The 17,614-nt window shown below is 52.3% G+C and carries 15 protein-coding genes and 1 other annotated feature; of the genes, 8 read left to right on the top strand and 7 right to left on the bottom strand.

The window, feature by feature from the left end:
• Window positions 1-96 precede the first annotated feature (96 nt).
• From maa to acrA, 5 genes are all read right to left on the bottom strand, one after another.
• Window positions 97-648, bottom strand: coding sequence for a maltose O-acetyltransferase (gene maa / locus WHR59_RS17945; protein WP_043015416.1), 552 nt, complete (start codon window positions 646-648; stop codon window positions 97-99).
• Window positions 649-828: 180 nt separating this feature from the next.
• A complete protein-coding gene (locus WHR59_RS17940) occupies window positions 829-1,047 on the bottom strand; it encodes an HHA domain-containing protein (protein WP_002892050.1) in 219 nt (72 codons plus the stop codon).
• Window positions 1,048-1,074: 27 nt separating this feature from the next.
• Window positions 1,075-1,449, bottom strand: a complete 375-nt coding sequence (gene tomB, locus WHR59_RS17935) for an Hha toxicity modulator TomB (protein ID WP_003021733.1) — start codon at window positions 1,447-1,449, stop codon at window positions 1,075-1,077.
• Window positions 1,450-1,937: 488 nt separating this feature from the next.
• A complete protein-coding gene (gene acrB, locus WHR59_RS17930; protein ID WP_043015417.1) occupies window positions 1,938-5,087 on the bottom strand; it encodes an efflux RND transporter permease AcrB in 3,150 nt (1,049 codons plus the stop codon).
• Between the two features lie 22 nt (window positions 5,088-5,109).
• Entirely contained in the window at window positions 5,110-6,303 is a 1,194-nt protein-coding gene (gene acrA, locus WHR59_RS17925; protein WP_043015418.1) for a multidrug efflux RND transporter periplasmic adaptor subunit AcrA, read from the bottom strand.
• Between the two features lie 141 nt (window positions 6,304-6,444).
• Between acrA and acrR the strand changes: the two genes are divergently transcribed.
• Window positions 6,445-7,095: a multidrug efflux transporter transcriptional repressor AcrR gene (gene acrR, locus WHR59_RS17920; protein WP_043015419.1), complete on the top strand. Its 651-nt coding sequence runs from the start codon at window positions 6,445-6,447 to the stop codon at window positions 7,093-7,095.
• A 127-nt stretch (window positions 7,096-7,222) separates the two neighbouring features.
• Complete coding sequence (gene mscK, locus WHR59_RS17915) at window positions 7,223-10,588, top strand: mechanosensitive channel MscK (protein ID WP_338843347.1); 3,366 nt, start codon at window positions 7,223-7,225, stop codon at window positions 10,586-10,588.
• 75 nt (window positions 10,589-10,663) lie between these two features.
• On the opposite strand, the gene rsmS is transcribed toward mscK, so the two are convergent.
• Both rsmS and priC read right to left on the bottom strand, forming a co-directional pair.
• Complete coding sequence (gene rsmS, locus WHR59_RS17910) at window positions 10,664-10,825, bottom strand: pleiotropic regulatory protein RsmS (protein ID WP_064507026.1); 162 nt, start codon at window positions 10,823-10,825, stop codon at window positions 10,664-10,666.
• 14 nt (window positions 10,826-10,839) lie between these two features.
• Window positions 10,840-11,367: a primosomal replication protein N'' gene (gene priC, locus WHR59_RS17905; RefSeq protein ID WP_043015421.1), complete on the bottom strand. Its 528-nt coding sequence runs from the start codon at window positions 11,365-11,367 to the stop codon at window positions 10,840-10,842.
• A 69-nt stretch (window positions 11,368-11,436) separates the two neighbouring features.
• Between priC and WHR59_RS17900 the strand changes: the two genes are divergently transcribed.
• From WHR59_RS17900 to htpG, 6 genes are all read left to right on the top strand, one after another.
• The gene (locus tag WHR59_RS17900; RefSeq protein ID WP_008783969.1) at window positions 11,437-11,814 is read left to right on the top strand and encodes a DUF454 family protein; all 378 of its coding nucleotides are present in this window, start codon (window positions 11,437-11,439) and stop codon (window positions 11,812-11,814) included.
• A gap of 193 nt (window positions 11,815-12,007) precedes the next feature.
• On the top strand, window positions 12,008-12,559 hold the full coding sequence (gene apt, locus WHR59_RS17895) for an adenine phosphoribosyltransferase (protein ID WP_043015422.1): 552 nt from the start codon (window positions 12,008-12,010) through the stop codon (window positions 12,557-12,559).
• A gap of 118 nt (window positions 12,560-12,677) precedes the next feature.
• A complete protein-coding gene (dnaX, locus tag WHR59_RS17890; protein WP_080625613.1) occupies window positions 12,678-14,606 on the top strand; it encodes a DNA polymerase III subunit gamma/tau in 1,929 nt (642 codons plus the stop codon).
• Window positions 13,939-14,003: a sequence feature (DnaX frameshifting element), on the top strand. It overlaps the preceding gene by 65 nt.
• Before the next feature lie 57 nt (window positions 14,607-14,663).
• Window positions 14,664-14,993, top strand: coding sequence for a YbaB/EbfC family nucleoid-associated protein (locus WHR59_RS17885; RefSeq protein WP_003021764.1), 330 nt, complete (start codon window positions 14,664-14,666; stop codon window positions 14,991-14,993).
• On the top strand, window positions 14,993-15,598 hold the full coding sequence (recR, locus tag WHR59_RS17880; protein WP_003021767.1) for a recombination mediator RecR: 606 nt from the start codon (window positions 14,993-14,995) through the stop codon (window positions 15,596-15,598). Before WHR59_RS17885 ends, recR begins: the two co-directional genes overlap by 1 nt.
• Window positions 15,599-15,708: 110 nt before the next feature.
• Window positions 15,709-17,583: a molecular chaperone HtpG gene (gene htpG / locus WHR59_RS17875; protein ID WP_032942554.1), complete on the top strand. Its 1,875-nt coding sequence runs from the start codon at window positions 15,709-15,711 to the stop codon at window positions 17,581-17,583.
• Window positions 17,584-17,614: the final 31 nt, after the last annotated feature.

Genomic DNA, 17,614 nt, shown 5'->3' with positions numbered 1-17,614 from the left:
GCAAAATTCAAGTGTGATCGCCCTATTTTAAAAGGGGATACCTTTTGAAGAAAGTAACAGATTAACCACAATTTAGCATAACAGTTACATTTAAGATCACAGCGTTTTGATGATCCTCGCGGGATTGCCCCCAACCACGCTGTTGGCCGGAACGCTTTTAGTGACTACCGCGCCTGAGGCCACAACCACGTTATCTCCCAACGTTACGCCGGGGTTTATCACCGCGCGCCCACCTATCCAGACGTTGTTGCCAATCGTCACGGGTTTACCCAGCTCCATGCCGCTGTTTCGCTCGGTGGCATCCAGCGGATGGGTCGCGGTATAGATATGGACGCCCGGCGCTAACATGCAGTTGTCGCCAATATGGATCGGACAGACGTCGAGCATAACGCAGTCGAAGTTGGCGTAAAATTCTTTACCGAGATAGATGTTGTAGCCGTAATCGCAACGAAAAGAGGGTTCAATATAAGCGCCCTCGCTCTGACCCAACAGCTCATGCAGGATAGCTTGTCGCTCGCTTTTTTCATCGGGAGCGGTGTGATTGTAGCGATGGGTCAACTGACGAGCGCGTAGCCGGTCGTTGCGCAATGTTTCATCTGCCGGGCGATAAAGTTCACCGGCGATCATTTTTTGCTTTTCATTACTCATTACGAATTCCCTGTGTCCTGGAGATCATTTCAACACAGTAAAACGCAATGCCAGCAAGGGGAACGTTCCCGTTGTTTCGCTGTGATCGTAGTCACGTGATTTGAATTAAATAACTATTGTAAATACGAAAATGGTCAGCCAGACAAATGTACTGCTATACCTGACTTAACCCGTGAGCAATTAGCGAATGAATTTCCAAACAGAAGTTGGAATCTTGTCGTAGAGCTTATTCATAGTCAATTCAGCAAGGCGGTGATCTGCTGCTGAGTAAAATACAGCCAGTTCGTTGTCGGACAATTCATATTTATTTTTTTCAATAACGCGCTCAAGTGTGTCAATTGTCTGACAACGTCGCAGGCGCATCAAATAATCAGTTTTAGTTAATGGTTTATCGGACATAACTCTTACCTATGATTGTAATAATTTTTAACAAGACAAACTAACAGGATTAGCCCTGGTGGCATTGACAAAACAGCGAAACAGACGATTACCTGACTTCCGCCATTTCTGCAGATCCTGCGTATTAATACCATAACTGCTGAACAACATAAAAGTGTCATCCAGGTATTCATCTATCTGCGCAATCAGCTTATTGTCTTCATTGTACTTAATTTTATAATTAAGTGCGAAGGTTGCAATATGCTCTATCAGTTCATTGAGCTGCAAGCTGGTGGCAGAGGTAGGGTCATTAACCCAGCCATGGTTACTTTGTTCAAGGTTTGCAAGACAGTCATGATACAGGGTTTCGCAGAGAAATTTAAGCTGCGCGATATCATGTCTTTTGGGTGAGTATTCATCCATAACGCATCCCCTTCTTAGTGGCTTAAACTAACCGAACACCTTTCGGGATGGATACAACAAACTACCTGGAACTTGCCCGCGACTCCTGATGATTTAACTATAATCTACTCTAAAAAAGATTTCATCGTCATATCACGAAAAATTACAATTATGCAAAATTATGATGTCAGGTCATTTTTACATTTTAACAGATACGTACGGCTATTCGGAATGGGACAACTTCTTTATTCTTCGGGCAATCATCGGGTTATCTTGATTAGGTTTAGCAACGCAAGGTAACAGTCGACAATGCCAGTCAAAAGCTAGGAATAATCTTAATATTTATTAAAGTAAATAAGAACTCTCAATGTTTTTTAAGAATAGCCTTTAAGCCTACAGGGATTATATCGCTTATTTACCCCAGAGAAAATAAACGATATCGCAATAAGTGGTTTTTATGATTTTTCCAGAAAAAAGGCCGCTTGCGCGGCCTTATCTTTAGAGAGCTATCAATGATGGTCTACTGAGTGGCTATGCTCAACATCTTCGCTTTTGCGGCTAAAGCGGCGGCGTACCACCACAAAGAACACCGGAACAAAGAAGATAGCCAACACGGTTGCCGTCACCATCCCGCCCATTACGCCTGTACCTACTGCGTTCTGCGCGCCGGAGCCTGCACCGGAGCTGATTACCAGCGGCATTACGCCCAGAATAAAGGCCAGCGATGTCATCAGGATTGGACGTAAACGCATACGTACCGCGTCCAGCGTCGCCTCTATCAGACCTTTGCCTTCTTTATCCATCAAGTCTTTGGCGAATTCGACGATAAGTATCGCGTTCTTCGCCGACAACCCAATGGTTGTGAGCAGGCCTACCTGGAAGTAAACGTCGTTGGTCAGGCCGCGGAACGTCGCCGCCAGCAATGCGCCAATAACACCCAACGGTACTACCAGCATTACGGAGAACGGAATTGACCAGCTCTCGTACAATGCCGCCAGACACAGGAATACGACAATCAGTGAAATGGCATACAGGGCAGGGGCCTGGTTGCCGGACAGTCGTTCCTGGTAGGACATACCGGTCCAGTCATAGCCGATACCGGATGGCAGTTTACTGGCCAGTTGCTCCATCATTGCCATCGCTTCACCGGTACTTTTACCCGGTGCGGCCTGGCCTAAGATTTCCATGGAAGGCAGACCGTTATAGCGTTCCAGACGCGGTGAACCATATTCCCAACGTGAGGTAGAGAAGGCGGAGAACGGCACCATCTGCCCGTCGCTGCCGCGAACATACCAGTTGCCAATATCTTCCGGCAACATACGGTATTTCGCTTCAGACATGACGTAAACTTTCTTCACACGACCACGGTCGATGAAGTCATTCACGTAGCTTCCGCCCCATGCTGCACCCAGCGTTGTATTAATGTCACTAATGGAAACACCCAGAGCCTGCGCTTTTTCCTGATCGATATCGATCTTGAACTGCGGCGTATCTTCCAGACCGTTAGGACGTACGCCGACTAACAGATCGGGATGCTTCGCAACTTCACCAAACAGCTGGTTACGCGCCTGGGTTAGTTTCTCATGACCTAAACCTGCCTGGTCAATCAGCTGGAAGTCGAAACCGGTGGCGGTCCCTAACTCCACAATGGCTGGCAGGTTAAAGGCAAAGACCATTGCGTCTTTAATCTGCGAGAATGCGCCCATCGCACGTTGAGTAATCGCCTCAACCTTGTTCTCTTCGCCAGGACGTTCACTCCAGTCTTTCAGAGAAACGAACGCGATACCGGTGTTCTGACCACGACCAGCAAAGCCAAAGCCGTTAACGGCAAACACCGATTCAACGTTCGCTTTTTCTTTGGTCAGATAGTAATCCGTCATTTCGTCCAGCACCTTCTGGGTACGCTCTTGCGTTGCACCCGCTGGCAGCTGAGCCATTGACAGGAATACCCCCTGGTCTTCATCCGGCAGGAACGAGCTTGGCAGACGAACGAACAGATAGGCCATGCCCACGACGATTATCAGATACAGCGCCAGATAACGACCGGTGCTGCGCAGAATTCCGCCCACGCTGTCGGTGTAATGGTGCGTGCTCTTATCGAACATGCGGTTAAACCAGCCGAAGAAGCCTTTTTTGCCTTCTCCGTGATCGCCTTTAGCAATCGGTTTAAGCATGGTCGCACACAGGGCAGGGGTCAGAATCAATGCCACCAGGACTGACAGCGCCATCGCCGAAACAATGGTGATGGAGAACTGACGGTAAATTGCGCCGGTAGAACCCCCGAAGAAAGCCATCGGGATAAATACCGCTGACAGCACCATCGCGATACCCACCAGTGCGCCCTGAATCTGGCCCATCGATTTACGCGTTGCTTCCTTCGGCGGTAGCCCTTCCTCAGCCATTACACGTTCAACGTTCTCGACCACAACGATGGCGTCATCCACCAACAGGCCGATGGCGAGTACCATCCCGAACATCGTCAGCGTGTTTATCGAGAAGCCGAAAATCGCAAGGACGGCAAATGTACCCAATAGCACCACCGGCACGGCGATAGTCGGAATCAGCGTCGCGCGGAAGTTCTGCAGGAACAGATACATTACCAGGAACACGAGAATGATTGCTTCCGCCAGCGTTTTCACTACTTCGTGAATAGAAATTTTCACGAACGGCGTGGTGTCATACGGATAAACGATCTTCAGACCTGACGGGAAGAACGGTTCCATCTTCTTCAGTTCTTCGCGGATAGCGTTAGCGGTGTCCAGGGCGTTAGCGCCTGTCGCCAGCTTGATACCCAGACCGGATGCAGGTTTACCGTTGAACTTCGCAATGATGTCGTAGTTCTCGCCACCCAGTTCGACTTTCGCTACGTCACGCAGACGCACCTGAGAACCGTCCTGATTCACTTTCAGCAAAATTTTGCTGAACTCATCGGCAGAGGTCAGACGGGTTTGCGCGATGATCGACGCGTTAAGCTGCTGGCCTTTCACCGGCGGCGTACCGCCTAACTGACCGGCTGCAACCTGGGCGTTCTGCGCTTTGATGGCGCTGATCACATCAACCGGCGTCAGTTGGAAGTTATTCAGTTTGTTCGGATCCATCCAGATACGCATCGCGTACTGGGAACCGAACAACTGAACGTCACCCACACCTGAAGTACGGCTGATGGCGTCCTTCATGTTGGCGCCCACGTAGTCGGAAATATCCTCCTGCGTCATGGTGCCGTTGGTGTTGATAACACCGACAACCATCAGGAAGCTGCTGGATGATTTCTCAACGCTCACGCCCTGTTGTTGTACTTCCTGCGGCAAAAGCGGCATTGCCAGCTGCAGTTTGTTCTGCACCTGTACCTGTGCGATATCCGCGTCAGTACCAGACTGGAAGGTTAGGGTGATCTGCACGGTACCCGTGGAGTCACTGTTTGAGGACATGTACATCAGGTTATCGATACCGTTCATATTCTGTTCGATAACCTGCGTAACAGTATCCTGTACTGTTTTGGCATCAGCGCCAGGATAGGTCGCGGAGATCGTCACTGCAGGCGGTGCAATAGTTGGATATTGCGCTACCGGCAATTTGAGGATCGCGAGCCCCCCTGCCAACATGATGATAATGGCGATCACCCACGCAAATATTGGGCGATCGATAAAGAAATTAGGCATGTCTTAACGGCTCCTGTTTAAGTTAAGACTTGGACTGTTCAGGCTGGCTACCGCTTGCTGCTTGCTGGTTGTTATCAGCGGTGATTTCCTGCGCTTTTACCTGCGCGCCAGGACGTACTTTTTGCAGCCCAGTGACAATCACGCGGTCGCCCGGTTTAAGTCCATCAGTGACTAACCATTTGTCGCCAATCGCTTGTGAGGCGACAATTTGACGAGTTTCAACTTTGTCGTCTGCACCGACAACCAATGCACTGGCATCGCCACGCGGTGTGCGGGTAACGCCTTGCTGTGGAACCAGTAATGCAGTTGGGTTAGTCCCTTCTTCCAGACGTGCGCGAACGAACATACCTGGCAGTAAGGTGTGATCCGGGTTAGGGAAGATTGCGCGTAACGTAATCGATCCGGTGGTTTGATCAACCGTCACATCAGAAAATTCCAGCGTACCGGACTGCGGGAATTTAATACCGTCATTGGTCACCAGTTCGACTTTCGCTTTACCGTTTTCTTGCTTCAGCGTGCCGTTGGCCAACTCTTGTTTCAGGCGCAGGAAGTCGTTACTTGACTGCGTCACGTCCACATAGATTGGGTCAAGCTGCTGAACGGTCGCCAGTGCGGTCGCCTGACCATTTTGCACCAGAGCGCCTTCAGTAACGGATGACTTACCAATGCGGCCGCTGATCGGCGACGTCACTTTGGTATAGGCCAGATTGATGCGTGCAGTTTCTACCGCGGCTTTCGCGGCGACAACGGCGGCGTTCGCCTGCTGTGCGTCTGCCAGCGCGCTATCGTAATCCTGTTGACTAATGTACTTAGTCCCCAACAGTTTCTGATAACGTTTGACCGTCAGTTGAGCGATATTTGCTGCGGCTTGTGCTTTGGCCAGATCGCCTTTTGCGCTTTCATAAGCGGCCTGGTAAGTAGCAGGATCAATCTGATAGAGAGATACACCCGCTTCGATGTCACCACCTTCCGTGAAATTACGCTTCAGGATAATACCGCTAACCTGAGGACGAACTTCAGCAATGCGATACGCACTGGTGCGACCCGGGAGTTCGGTTGTTATCTGTAGAGGTTCAGTTTTGAGCGTAACAACTCCAACCTCTGGCATCTGCTGGCCCCCTTGTTGGGCCTGTTTGTCGTCACATCCTGTTAGCGCTAAGCTGCCTGAGAGCATCAGAACGACTGCCAGAGGCGTTAACCCTCTGTTTTTGTTCATATGTAAACCTCGAGTGTCCGATTTCAAATTGATCAATGGCTAAAAGCCCATAAACCCATTGCTGCGTTTATATTATCGTCGTGCTATGGTACATACATTCACAAATGTATGTAAATCTAACGCCTGTAAATTCACTGACCTATGGCACGAAAAACCAAACAACAAGCACAGGAAACACGACAGCACATTCTCGATGTCGCTCTGCGTTTGTTTTCGCAACAAGGGGTATCATCCACCTCGCTTGCGGAGATCGCAAAAGCCGCTGGTGTCACGCGCGGCGCAATCTATTGGCATTTCAAAAACAAATCGGATTTATTCAGTGAAATCTGGGAGCTAGCAAAACCTAACATTGATGAGTTAGAGATTGAGTATCAGGCAAAATTCCCCGACGATCCACTATCAGTATTAAGAGAAATTTTAATTTACGTTCTTGAAGCTACCGTGACAGAAGAACGCCGACGTTTGTTGTTGGAAATTATATTCCACAAATGCGAATTTGTCGGGGAAATGGCCTCTGTTCAGTTAGCTCAACGTAGTCTGTGTATTGAAAATTACGACCGTATCGAACAAACATTGCGGCACTGCATGAATGCCAACATGCTACCAGAAAATTTGAACACGCGTCGCGTGGCGGTGCTGCTGCGTAGCTACGTTACCGGAATTATAGAGAACTGGTTATTTGCCCCAGAATCTTTTGATCTGAAAAAAGAGGCCCGGGAATACATCGCTGTACTGCTGGAGATGTGTCTTCTCTGCCCAAGCCTGCGGGTTAACGTGGCGAAAACCTGCTAACGCTTTGGGTCTGAACCAGGAATTCTCCTGGTCGTTTTGCCTGCTGCTATTCTGCCGGTCACAGCCGTGATATTCTTGCCGCTTGACTATTTTCGGTCACTTTTCCGGTTCAGAAACGTTCATTCTCATGACTATGTTGCAGCTCTATAAACGTTCACAGCATCTTATTGCTATTACCATTCTTTTCTTCATTCTATTGCTATCCTGCCAGTCATCTGCATTTGCGCGGGCGCAACAGAGTGGTGAACTGCCGACGAAAGCGGATATTCAGAGCCAGTTAGACACGCTGAATAAACAAAAAGATCTCTCCGCGCAGGATAAGCTGGTCCAACAAGATCTCATCGATACCATTGCCGCGCTGGATAAAATCGATCGCGTGAAGGATGAAACCGTACAGCTTCGGCAGAAAGTTGCCCAGGCGCCGGAAAAAATGCGTCAGGCGACGGATGCGCTAAATTCGCTTAGCGATGTTGATAATGACGATGAAACGCGAAAAACGCTGAGTACGCTCTCCTTACGACAGCTTGAGTCGCGCGTGGCGCAGGTTCTGGATGACCTGCAAAGTTCGCAAAACGATCTTGCCGCTTACAACAGCCAACTGGTGTCGCTGCAGACGCAGCCAGAGCGCGTACAAAATGCGATGTACACCGCGTCGCAACAGATGCAGCAAATTCGCAATCGACTTGATGGCACCAGTGTGGGAGAGGCGGCTTTACGCCCCAGCCAGCAGGTGCTGCTGCAGGCGCAGCAGGCGCTGCTGAATGCGCAGATCGACCAGCAGCGTAAGAGCCTCGAAGGTAATACGGTTTTGCAGGACACCCTGCAAAAACAACGCGATTACGTGACGGCGAACAGTAACCGCCTTGAACATCAGCTTCAGCTCTTGCAAGAAGCGGTGAACAGCAAACGACTGACGTTAACCGAAAAGACGGCGCAGGAAGCGGTAACGCCGGACGAAGCCGAGCGTATCCAGTCCAATCCGTTAGTGAAGCAGGAGCTTGATGTTAACCATCAGCTCAGCCAGCGCCTGATTGCCGCGACTGAAAACGGCAACAGCCTGATGCAGCAAAATATCAAAGTTAAAAACTGGCTTGACCGCGCCCTGCAATCCGAACGCAACATTAAAGAGCAGATCGCCGTTCTGAAAGGCAGTCTGCTGCTGTCGCGCATTTTATATCAGCAACAACAAACGCTGCCGTCGGCAGATGAGCTTGCCGATATGACCAACCGGATCGCCGATTTGCGTCTGGAGCAGTTCGAGGTCAACCAGCAGCGTGATGCGTTGTTCCAGAACGATGCGTTTGTCGCCAAACTGGAAGAAGGGCACAGCAACGAAGTTAATCCTGAAGTCCACGATGCCCTGATGCAGGTCGTGGATATGCGTCGTGAACTGTTGGATCAGCTAAATAAGCAGTTGGGCAACCAGTTGATGATGGCGATTAATCTGCAAATCAACCAGCAACAGTTAATGAGCGTGTCGAAAAACCTGAAAGGGATCCTCACGCAGCAAATTTTCTGGGTTAACAGTAACCGTCCGATGGACTGGGACTGGATCAAAGCCTTCCCACAAACGCTAAAAGACCAGTTTAAGTCGATGAAAATCACGGTGAACTGGGAAAAAGCCTGGCCAGCCGTATTTATTGCGTTCCTGGCAGGGCTGCCGCTGCTGCTTATCGCCGGGTTAATCCGCTGGCGTTTGAGGTGGCTGAAGGATTATCAGGCAAAATTAGCCGCCGCGGTGGGGAACCTGCGTAACGACAGCCAGCTTAATACACCCAAAGCAATTCTGATCGATCTCATCAGAGCCTTGCCGGCATGTCTGATTATCCTCGCGGTGGGCCTGATTTTGCTGACCATGCAGCTGAATATCAGTGACCTGCTGTGGGCGTTTAGCAAGAAGATGACCATCTTCTGGCTGGTGTTTGGTCTGTGCTGGAAGGTGCTGGAAAAAGATGGCGTGGCGATTCGTCATTTTGGCATGCCAGCGCAGCAGACCAGCCACTGGCGCCGCCAGATTGTTCGTATCAGCCTTGCGTTGTTGCCGCTCAACTTCTGGTCGGTCATTGCTGAGCTGTCGCCGCTTAATTTGATGGACGATGTGCTTGGCCAGGTGGTCATTTTCCTCAACCTGCTGCTGATCGCCTTTCTGGTATGGCCAATGTGCCGCGAAAGCTGGCGTGACAAAGAGTCGCATGGTCTACGTCTGGTCACCATTACCGTGCTGTCTATTATTCCGATTGCACTAATGGTGCTGACGGCGACAGGGTATTTCTACACCACGCTGCGCCTGGCCGGTCGTTGGATTGAAACGGTCTATCTGGTTATCCTCTGGAACCTGCTGTACCAGACGGTGCTGCGTGGATTGAGCGTAGCGGCACGCCGTATTGCCTGGCGTCGTGCGCTGGCGCGTCGTCAGAACCTGGTTAAAGAAGGGGCTGAAGGCGCAGAACCACAGGAAGAACCGACCATTGCGCTGGAGCAGGTTAACCAGCAAACGCTGCGTATCACTATGCTGGTGATGGTTGCCCTGTTTGGGGTTCTGTTCTGGGCTATTTGGTCTGATTTGATAACCGTATTCAGCTACCTCGACAGCATAACGCTCTGGCATTACAACGGCACCGAAGCAGGGGCTGCGGTGGTGAAAGACGTCACCATGGGCAGTCTGCTGTTTGCGATTATTGCCTCAATGGTCGCGTGGGCGCTGATCCGTAACTTACCCGGCCTGCTGGAAGTGCTGGTGCTTTCGCGACTGAAGATGCGTCAGGGCGCTTCCTATGCGATCACCACGATCCTTAACTACGCCATCATCGCCATCGGCGCGATGACGGTCTTCGGATCGCTCGGCGTCTCGTGGGATAAGCTACAGTGGCTGGCAGCTGCTCTGTCGGTTGGTCTTGGTTTTGGTCTGCAGGAAATTTTCGGTAACTTTGTTTCCGGTCTGATTATTCTGTTTGAACGTCCGGTCCGCATCGGCGATACCGTGACTATCGGTACGTTTTCAGGAACGGTCAGCAAGATTCGTATCCGTGCCACCACCATTACCGACTTCGATCGCAAAGAGGTGATCATCCCGAACAAAGCATTCGTGACGGAGCGTTTGATCAACTGGTCGCTCTCTGATACCACCACGCGTCTGGTGATCCGCATTGGTGTGGCCTACGGTTCGGATCTGGACAAAGTGAAGAAAGTGCTGCTGCAGGCGGCGATGGAACACCCGAAAGTCATGCACGATCCGGAGCCTGCGGTGTTCTTTACCGCCTTTGGCGCTAGCACGCTGGATCATGAACTGCGTTTATACGTACGTGAACTGCGCGATCGTAGTCATACGGTTGATGAACTTAACCGTGCGGTGGATCGTTTGTGCCGTGAAAACGACATTGATATTGCCTTTAACCAGCTCGAAGTGCACCTGCATAATGCGAAAGGCGACACCGTGACCGAGGTTAAGCGTGACATCATCAAGGGTGACGATCCGACGCCTTCGGTAGGTTAATAGAAAAAATCATCAGGCCCGCGAGCTTTGATTAATTCGTAGGCCTGATAAGTGCAACGCCATCAGGCATTTCAGCTATAGCGCTTTTTTAGAAGAAGAGAGCTGTTTCCTTTCGTAATCCCGTTTAATAATCTCTAGCGCCTTCAGCACTGTTTCAGGCGCAACCTGATTTTCTTCAAGTAAAACAATCAGGTCGACGGCCAGTTTGACCTCGTCCGGGGCGTTCTCTAATGACATAAATTCTCCGGGGATTAGCGGGTTAAACGCGCCAGCACGTTTTCTATTCTTGCCAGTGCATGACGACAACGCGCGAGTCGCGCTTCGAATGCTTCTACTTCACGATGCAGTTTTTGCTGTTCTTCAAAGCCGGTAGCCTGAGCCAGGCGCTCTTTGCGTTCTCGCGTCATTTCAACCAGACGGCGTTCAAACTCCTGGTGTTGTACTCGCTTGCGCTGCCAGCGCGCAAGACCTGGAGATGCGCTGTCCCACTCCCGGAGCGACCAACTGGCGGTTTCACGTGAAATCGCCTCTAACTGTGAGGCAAGGTGTTCCGCAAGCCAGCTAATTTGTGGTAGTTGTTGCTGCTCAACGGCGCGGCGCAGGGCCGCGAGATTATCATCTGCTTCATCCAGACAGGCCTGCAGCAACGTGCTGCGGGTGTGAAACAGATGTCTGTCAAAGCGGGCGCTAAGCGTTGCATGGTGCGCCAGCGGGGCACAACGCTGGCGTAGGCGGTTAAGCTGGTTTTCGAGCGTCTGAAGCAGCATGACGGTTTTCACGACAACACTCCGATGAAAATGAGAACTGTTATGCTAAAGTAGCGATTCTCTGTGTTAAGTACTCATATTATGCAACGCATTATTCTAATCATCATTGGCTGGATAGCGGTAGTGCTAGGTACGCTGGGCGTTGTATTGCCTCTGTTGCCGACGACGCCGTTTATACTTCTGGCTGCCTGGTGTTTTGCCCGCTCATCGCCGCGTTTTCACGACTGGCTGCTGTACCGTTCGTGGTTCGGCGGGTATCTGCGCCACTGGCAAAAACACCGCGCGATGCCGCCGGGAGCGAAGCCGCGCGCTATTTTGTTGATCCTGGTGACGTTTGGTATTTCACTGTGGCTGGTCAATATGATGTGGGTACGCGGCCTGCTGCTGGTCATCCTCGCCTGTTTACTGATTTTTATGTGGCGGATCCCGGTGATTGATGAAAAACAACAAAAGCAGTAAAGCGCAATAAACGCTGTTGCAATTGTCTCCCACAGTCAGTAAATTCGACCGTTTTCGAGCACAGGCGCAGGTGGTCAAAGGTTAAGCAAGTGTAACCTTGACTCATATATAGACACAAAATCATTCAAGATACGTCGAGGATGAAGTGTATAGTGCGCCGTGAAGTAATACTGTATTAATCAGGCACAAACTTATGACCGCGACTGCACAGCAGCTTGAGTTTCTCAAAAATAGCATCAAAAGCATCCACGACTACCCAAAACCGGGCATTCTCTTTCGTGATGTCACCAGTTTACTGGAAGACCCGAAAGCCTACGCCCTCAGCATTGAATTGCTGGTTGAACGCTACAAAAATGCGGGTATCACAAAAGTGGTTGGCACCGAAGCGCGTGGCTTCCTGTTTGGCGCGCCGGTAGCGTTGGGTCTGGGCGTCGGCTTTGTTCCAGTACGCAAACCCGGTAAGCTTCCGCGTGAAGTTATTGCTGAGAGCTATGAACTGGAATACGGCACCGATCAGCTGGAAATCCACGTTGATGCCATCAAACCTGGCGATAAAGTCCTGGTTGTGGATGATCTGCTGGCAACCGGCGGCACGATTGAAGCGACCGTGAAACTGATCCGCCGTCTGGGTGGTGAAGTGACCGATGCCGCTTTTATCATTAACCTGTTTGATCTGGGCGGCGAACAGCGTCTGGAAAAACAGGGGCTGACCTGTTATAGCCTGGTTCCATTCCCAGGCCACTAAGTCGGGCTATCTTATCCCGGCTGAAGTAATACCGAGACACACAACCTCGCCGTCGCTGCGAGGTTGTGTTAGCATTATCCCCCTGTGAATCCACCCTCCAGCCTTTCAGAGCCTGCCAATGAGTTATCAGGTCTTAGCCCGAAAATGGCGCCCACAAACCTTTGCTGACGTCGTCGGCCAGGAACATGTGCTGACGGCACTGGCGAACGGCTTGTCGCTAGGGCGTATTCATCATGCTTATTTGTTTTCCGGCACCCGTGGCGTCGGGAAAACCTCTATCGCCCGTTTGCTGGCGAAGGGATTAAACTGTGAAACCGGCATCACCGCGACGCCGTGCGGCGTGTGCGATAACTGCCGCGAAATCGAGCAGGGGCGTTTTGTCGATCTGATTGAAATCGACGCCGCCTCACGCACCAAAGTCGAAGACACCCGTGACCTGCTGGATAACGTCCAGTATGCGCCTGCGCGCGGTCGCTTTAAGGTCTACTTGATCGACGAAGTGCACATGCTGTCGCGCCACAGTTTTAACGCCTTGCTGAAAACGCTCGAAGAGCCGCCCGCGCACGTTAAGTTCCTGCTGGCGACTACCGATCCGCAGAAGCTGCCGGTGACTATCCTGTCGCGCTGTCTGCAATTCCATCTTAAAGCGTTGGATGTCGATCAGATTCGTCATCAGCTTGAGCATATTCTCAAAGAAGAGCATATCGCGCATGAACCACGTGCGCTGCAACTGCTGGCTCGCGCCGCGGACGGTAGCCTGCGCGATGCGCTGAGTCTGACCGATCAGGCGATCGCAAGCGGCGATGGTCAGGTCTCGACCGACGCGGTCAGCACCATGCTCGGCACGCTGGACGACGACCAGGCGCTCTCGCTTGTTGAAGCGGTTGTGGCTGCGGACGGTGAACGCGTTATGACGCTGGTTAACGATGCCGCTGCGCGTGGGATCGAATGGGAAGCGCTGCTGGTTGAGATGTCGGCTTTGCTGCACCGTATTGCTATGGTTCAACTTTCACCCGCCGCGCTCGGTAGCGATATGGCCGCCATTGAACAGCGTATGCGCGAGCTGGCGCGGATCGTCCCGCCAACCGATGTGCAGCTTTACTACCAGACTCTGTTAATCGGGCGCAAAGAACTGCCGTATGCGCCGGACAGGCGAATGGGCGTCGAAATGACGCTGCTGCGTGCGCTGGCTTTTCATCCGCGCATGCCGCTCCCGGAACCTGAAGTCCAGCGACAGTCGTTTGCCCCGGCCGCACCCACTGCGGTGATGACCCCGACGCAGGTGCAGCAGCAGCCAGCGCCTGCGCAACAGCAACAGAATGTGCCGCTCTCCAATGCCACCAGCCAGGTGCTGGCGGCGCGCAGTCAGTTGCAACGTGCTCAGGGAGCAACCAAACCAAAAAAGAGTGAACCGGCAGCCGCTTCCCGCGCGCGGCCGGTGAATAATGCTGCGCTGGAAAGACTGGCTTCGGTGTCGGAACGTGTTCAGGCGCGTCCGGCAGTTTCTGCGCTGGAAAAAGCGCCAGCGAAGAAAGAAGCGTATCGCTGGAAAGCGGCCAATCCTGTTGCAGAAGTTAAAGAAGTCGTCGCCACGCCGAAAGCGCTGAAAAAAGCGCTTGAGCATGAAAAAACGCCGGAGCTGGCGGCAAAGCTTGCGGCTGAAGCCATTGAACGCGACCCGTGGGCTGCGCAGGTAAGCCAGCTCTCGCTGCCAAAACTGGTGGAGCAGGTGGCGCTCAATGCCTGGAAAGAAGAGAATGGCAACGTGGTTTGCCTGCACCTGCGTTCCACGCAGCGACACCTTAATTCCAGCGGCGCGCAGCAAAAACTGGCTGAAGCACTGAGTTCCTTAACGGGGTCAACGGTTGAATTGACCATCGTTGAAGATGATAATCCAGCGGTGCGTACGCCGCTGGAGTGGCGTCAGGCCATTTATGAAGAGAAGCTCGCGCAGGCGCGTGAGTCGATTATTGCGGATAATAACATTCAGACGCTGCGTCGTTTTTTCGATGCGGACCTGGACGAAGAGAGTATTCGCCCCATTTGATCGTGAGCCTAATGGTTTGACGGTCGTCATCCCTTAACGTGATTGAGAGAGAAGCCTATGTTTGGTAAAGGCGGTCTGGGTAACCTGATGAAACAGGCCCAGCAGATGCAAGAAAAAATGCAACAGATGCAGGAAGAAGTCGCCAAGCTGGAAGTGACCGGCGAATCTGGCGCTGGCCTGGTTAAAGTGACCATCAACGGCGCGCACAACTGCCGTCGCGTGGAGATCGATCCAAGCCTGCTGGAAGACGACAAAGAAATGCTGGAAGACCTTGTCGCTGCGGCATTCAACGACGCGGCGCGTCGCATTGAAGAGACGCAGAAAGAGAAGATGGCTTCTGTTTCCTCCGGAATGCAGCTGCCGCCTGGCTTTAAGATGCCGTTCTGATGCAAACCAGCCCGCTGTTAACTCAGCTTATGGAAGCATTGCGCTGTCTGCCGGGCGTTGGCCCGAAGTCTGCGCAGCGCATGGCGTTCACGCTGCTTCAGCGCGATCGCAGCGGCGGGATGCGTCTGGCGCAGGCGTTAACGAAGGCGATGTCGGAAATCGGCCACTGTGCCGATTGCCGCACCTTCACAGAGCAGGACGTCTGCAACATCTGCTCGAACCCGCGTCGCCAGGAGAACGGTCAGATTTGCGTGGTGGAAAGTCCGGCGGACATCTACGCCATTGAGCAAACTGGGCAATTTTCCGGACGTTACTTCGTGCTGATGGGACACCTGTCGCCGCTGGACGGTATTGGCCCTGATGATATCGGGCTGGATCGTCTCGAACAGCGACTGGCGTCTGAGCAAATCAACGAACTGATCCTGGCGACCAATCCCACGGTCGAAGGAGAGGCGACCGCCAACTATATTGCTGAGCTTTGCATGCAGTATGGCGTTGAAGCCAGCCGTATCGCCCATGGCGTTCCGGTAGGCGGCGAGCTGGAAATGGTCGATGGCACCACGCTGTCGCACTCTCTGGCAGGACGACACAAGATTAAATTCTGAACAAACGGAGGCCGCGACGGCGGCTTCCGCTTGAAATCCTTCCCGCTTGTCCCCATTTCACCCTCAACGTGTTTTTACCATTGAAAATGGCATTGTTGAGGTAGATCTACATGAAAGGACAAGAAACTCGTGGTTTTCAGTCAGAAGTAAAACAGCTTCTGCACCTGATGATCCATTCTCTGTATTCCAATAAAGAAATCTTCCTGCGTGAGCTTATCTCTAACGCCTCGGATGCGGCAGACAAGCTGCGTTTCCGCGCTCTGTCTAACCCGGATCTGTATGAAGGTGATGGTGAGCTGCGTGTACGTGTTTCCTTCGATAAAGATAAGCGTACGTTGACCATTGCCGATAACGGCGTGGGGATGAACCGCGATGACGTTATCGATCATCTGGGGACCATTGCAAAATCCGGCACCAAATCTTTCCTCGAATCCATGGGCTCCGATCAGGCGAAAGACAGCCAGTTGATCGGCCAGTTCGGGGTTGGTTTCTACTCTGCGTTCATCGTGGCGGACAAAGTTACCGTACGTACCCGCGCTGCGGGCGATAAACCGGAAAACGGCGTGTTCTGGGAATCTGCGGGCGAAGGCGAGTACACCGTAGCTGACATCACCAAAGACGATCGCGGCACCGAAATCACTCTGCATCTGCGCGAAGGCGAAGACGAGTTCCTGGATGACTGGCGCGTACGTTCCATCATCAGCAAATATTCCGACCATATCGCGCTGCCGGTAGAGATCGAAAAATCCGAAGAGAAAGACGGCGAGACCGTGGTTTCCTGGGAAAAGATCAACAAGGCGCAGGCGCTGTGGACCCGTAACAAGTCGGAAATCAAAGACGACGAGTACAACGAATTCTACAAGCATATCGCCCACGACTTCACTGACCCGCTGACCTGGAGCCACAACCGTGTGGAAGGTAAGCAGGAGTACACCAGCCTGCTGTACATCCCGTCCCAGGCACCGTGGGATATGTGGAACCGCGATCACAAGCATGGGCTGAAACTGTATGTTCAGCGTGTGTTCATCATGGACGACGCCGAGCAGTTCATGCCGAACTATCTGCGCTTTGTGCGCGGCCTGATAGATTCCAACGATCTGCCGCTGAACGTTTCTCGTGAGATCCTGCAGGACAGCACCGTCACCCGTAACCTGCGCAGCGCGCTGACCAAACGCGTACTGCAGATGCTGGAAAAACTGGCGAAAGACGACGCGGAAAAATACCAGACCTTCTGGAAACAGTTCGGCCTGGTGCTGAAAGAAGGACCGGCGGAAGACCATGCCAACCAGGAAACGATCGCTAAGCTGATGCGCTTCGCGTCCACGCACACTGACTCCTCCGCGCAAACCGTGTCGCTGGAAGATTACGTGTCGCGGATGAAAGAAGGGCAGGAGAAAATTTACTACATCACTGCAGACAGCTATGCGGCGGCGAAGAGCAGCCCGCACCTGGAACTGCTGCGTAAGAAAGGCATCGAAGTGCTGCTGCTTTCTGACCGCATCGATGAGTGGATGATGAACTACCTGACCGAGTTCGACGGTAAGGCATTCCAGTCCGTCGCCAAAGCTGACGAGTCCATCGACAAATTGGCGGATGAAGTTGACGAATCGGCAAAAGAAGCGGAAAAAGCGCTGACGCCGTTCGTTGAGCGCGTGAAAACCCTGCTGGGCGACCGCGTAAAAGAAGTGCGACTGACCCACCGCCTGACCGACACGCCGGCCATCGTCACCACCGATGCGGACGAAATGAGCACCCAGATGGCGAAACTGTTCGCCGCTGCGGGTCAGGCCGTACCGGAAGTGAAATACATCTTTGAACTGAACCCGGACCACGTGCTGGTAAAACGCACGGCGGATACCCAGGATGAAGCGCAGTTCAAAGAGTGGGTTGAACTGCTGCTGGATCAGGCACTGTTTGCCGAGCGCGGCACGCTGGAAGATCCGAACCAGTTCATCCGTCGTATGAACCAGTTGCTGGTGTCCTGATAGCCGTAATGTAATGCCGGATGGCGCTAAC

Origin of the sequence: Citrobacter europaeus (assembly GCF_037482245.1) — a bacterium.
In the GTDB taxonomy this organism is placed as follows: Bacteria; Pseudomonadota; Gammaproteobacteria; order Enterobacterales; family Enterobacteriaceae; genus Citrobacter; species Citrobacter europaeus.
This window is presented reverse-complemented; position numbering and strand designations above follow the sequence as displayed.

What these genes read in the sequence shown, in the direction of transcription:
- mscK (WP_338843347.1), top strand. Translation starts at nt 7,223, where the DNA reads ATGACTATGTTGCAGCTCTATAAACGTTCACAGCATCTTATTGCTATT.
- apt (WP_043015422.1), top strand. Translation starts at nt 12,008, where the DNA reads ATGACCGCGACTGCACAGCAGCTTGAGTTTCTCAAAAATAGCATCAAA.
- maa (WP_043015416.1), bottom strand. Translation starts at nt 648, where the DNA reads ATGAGTAATGAAAAGCAAAAAATGATCGCCGGTGAACTTTATCGCCCG.
- acrB (WP_043015417.1), bottom strand. Translation starts at nt 5,087, where the DNA reads ATGCCTAATTTCTTTATCGATCGCCCAATATTTGCGTGGGTGATCGCC.
- WHR59_RS17940 (WP_002892050.1), bottom strand. Translation starts at nt 1,047, where the DNA reads ATGTCCGATAAACCATTAACTAAAACTGATTATTTGATGCGCCTGCGA.
- WHR59_RS17885 (WP_003021764.1), top strand. Translation starts at nt 14,664, where the DNA reads ATGTTTGGTAAAGGCGGTCTGGGTAACCTGATGAAACAGGCCCAGCAG.
- htpG (WP_032942554.1), top strand. Translation starts at nt 15,709, where the DNA reads ATGAAAGGACAAGAAACTCGTGGTTTTCAGTCAGAAGTAAAACAGCTT.
- recR (WP_003021767.1), top strand. Translation starts at nt 14,993, where the DNA reads ATGCAAACCAGCCCGCTGTTAACTCAGCTTATGGAAGCATTGCGCTGT.
- WHR59_RS17900 (WP_008783969.1), top strand. Translation starts at nt 11,437, where the DNA reads ATGCAACGCATTATTCTAATCATCATTGGCTGGATAGCGGTAGTGCTA.
- acrA (WP_043015418.1), bottom strand. Translation starts at nt 6,303, where the DNA reads ATGAACAAAAACAGAGGGTTAACGCCTCTGGCAGTCGTTCTGATGCTC.
- rsmS (WP_064507026.1), bottom strand. Translation starts at nt 10,825, where the DNA reads ATGTCATTAGAGAACGCCCCGGACGAGGTCAAACTGGCCGTCGACCTG.
- tomB (WP_003021733.1), bottom strand. Translation starts at nt 1,449, where the DNA reads ATGGATGAATACTCACCCAAAAGACATGATATCGCGCAGCTTAAATTT.
- acrR (WP_043015419.1), top strand. Translation starts at nt 6,445, where the DNA reads ATGGCACGAAAAACCAAACAACAAGCACAGGAAACACGACAGCACATT.
- dnaX (WP_080625613.1), top strand. Translation starts at nt 12,678, where the DNA reads ATGAGTTATCAGGTCTTAGCCCGAAAATGGCGCCCACAAACCTTTGCT.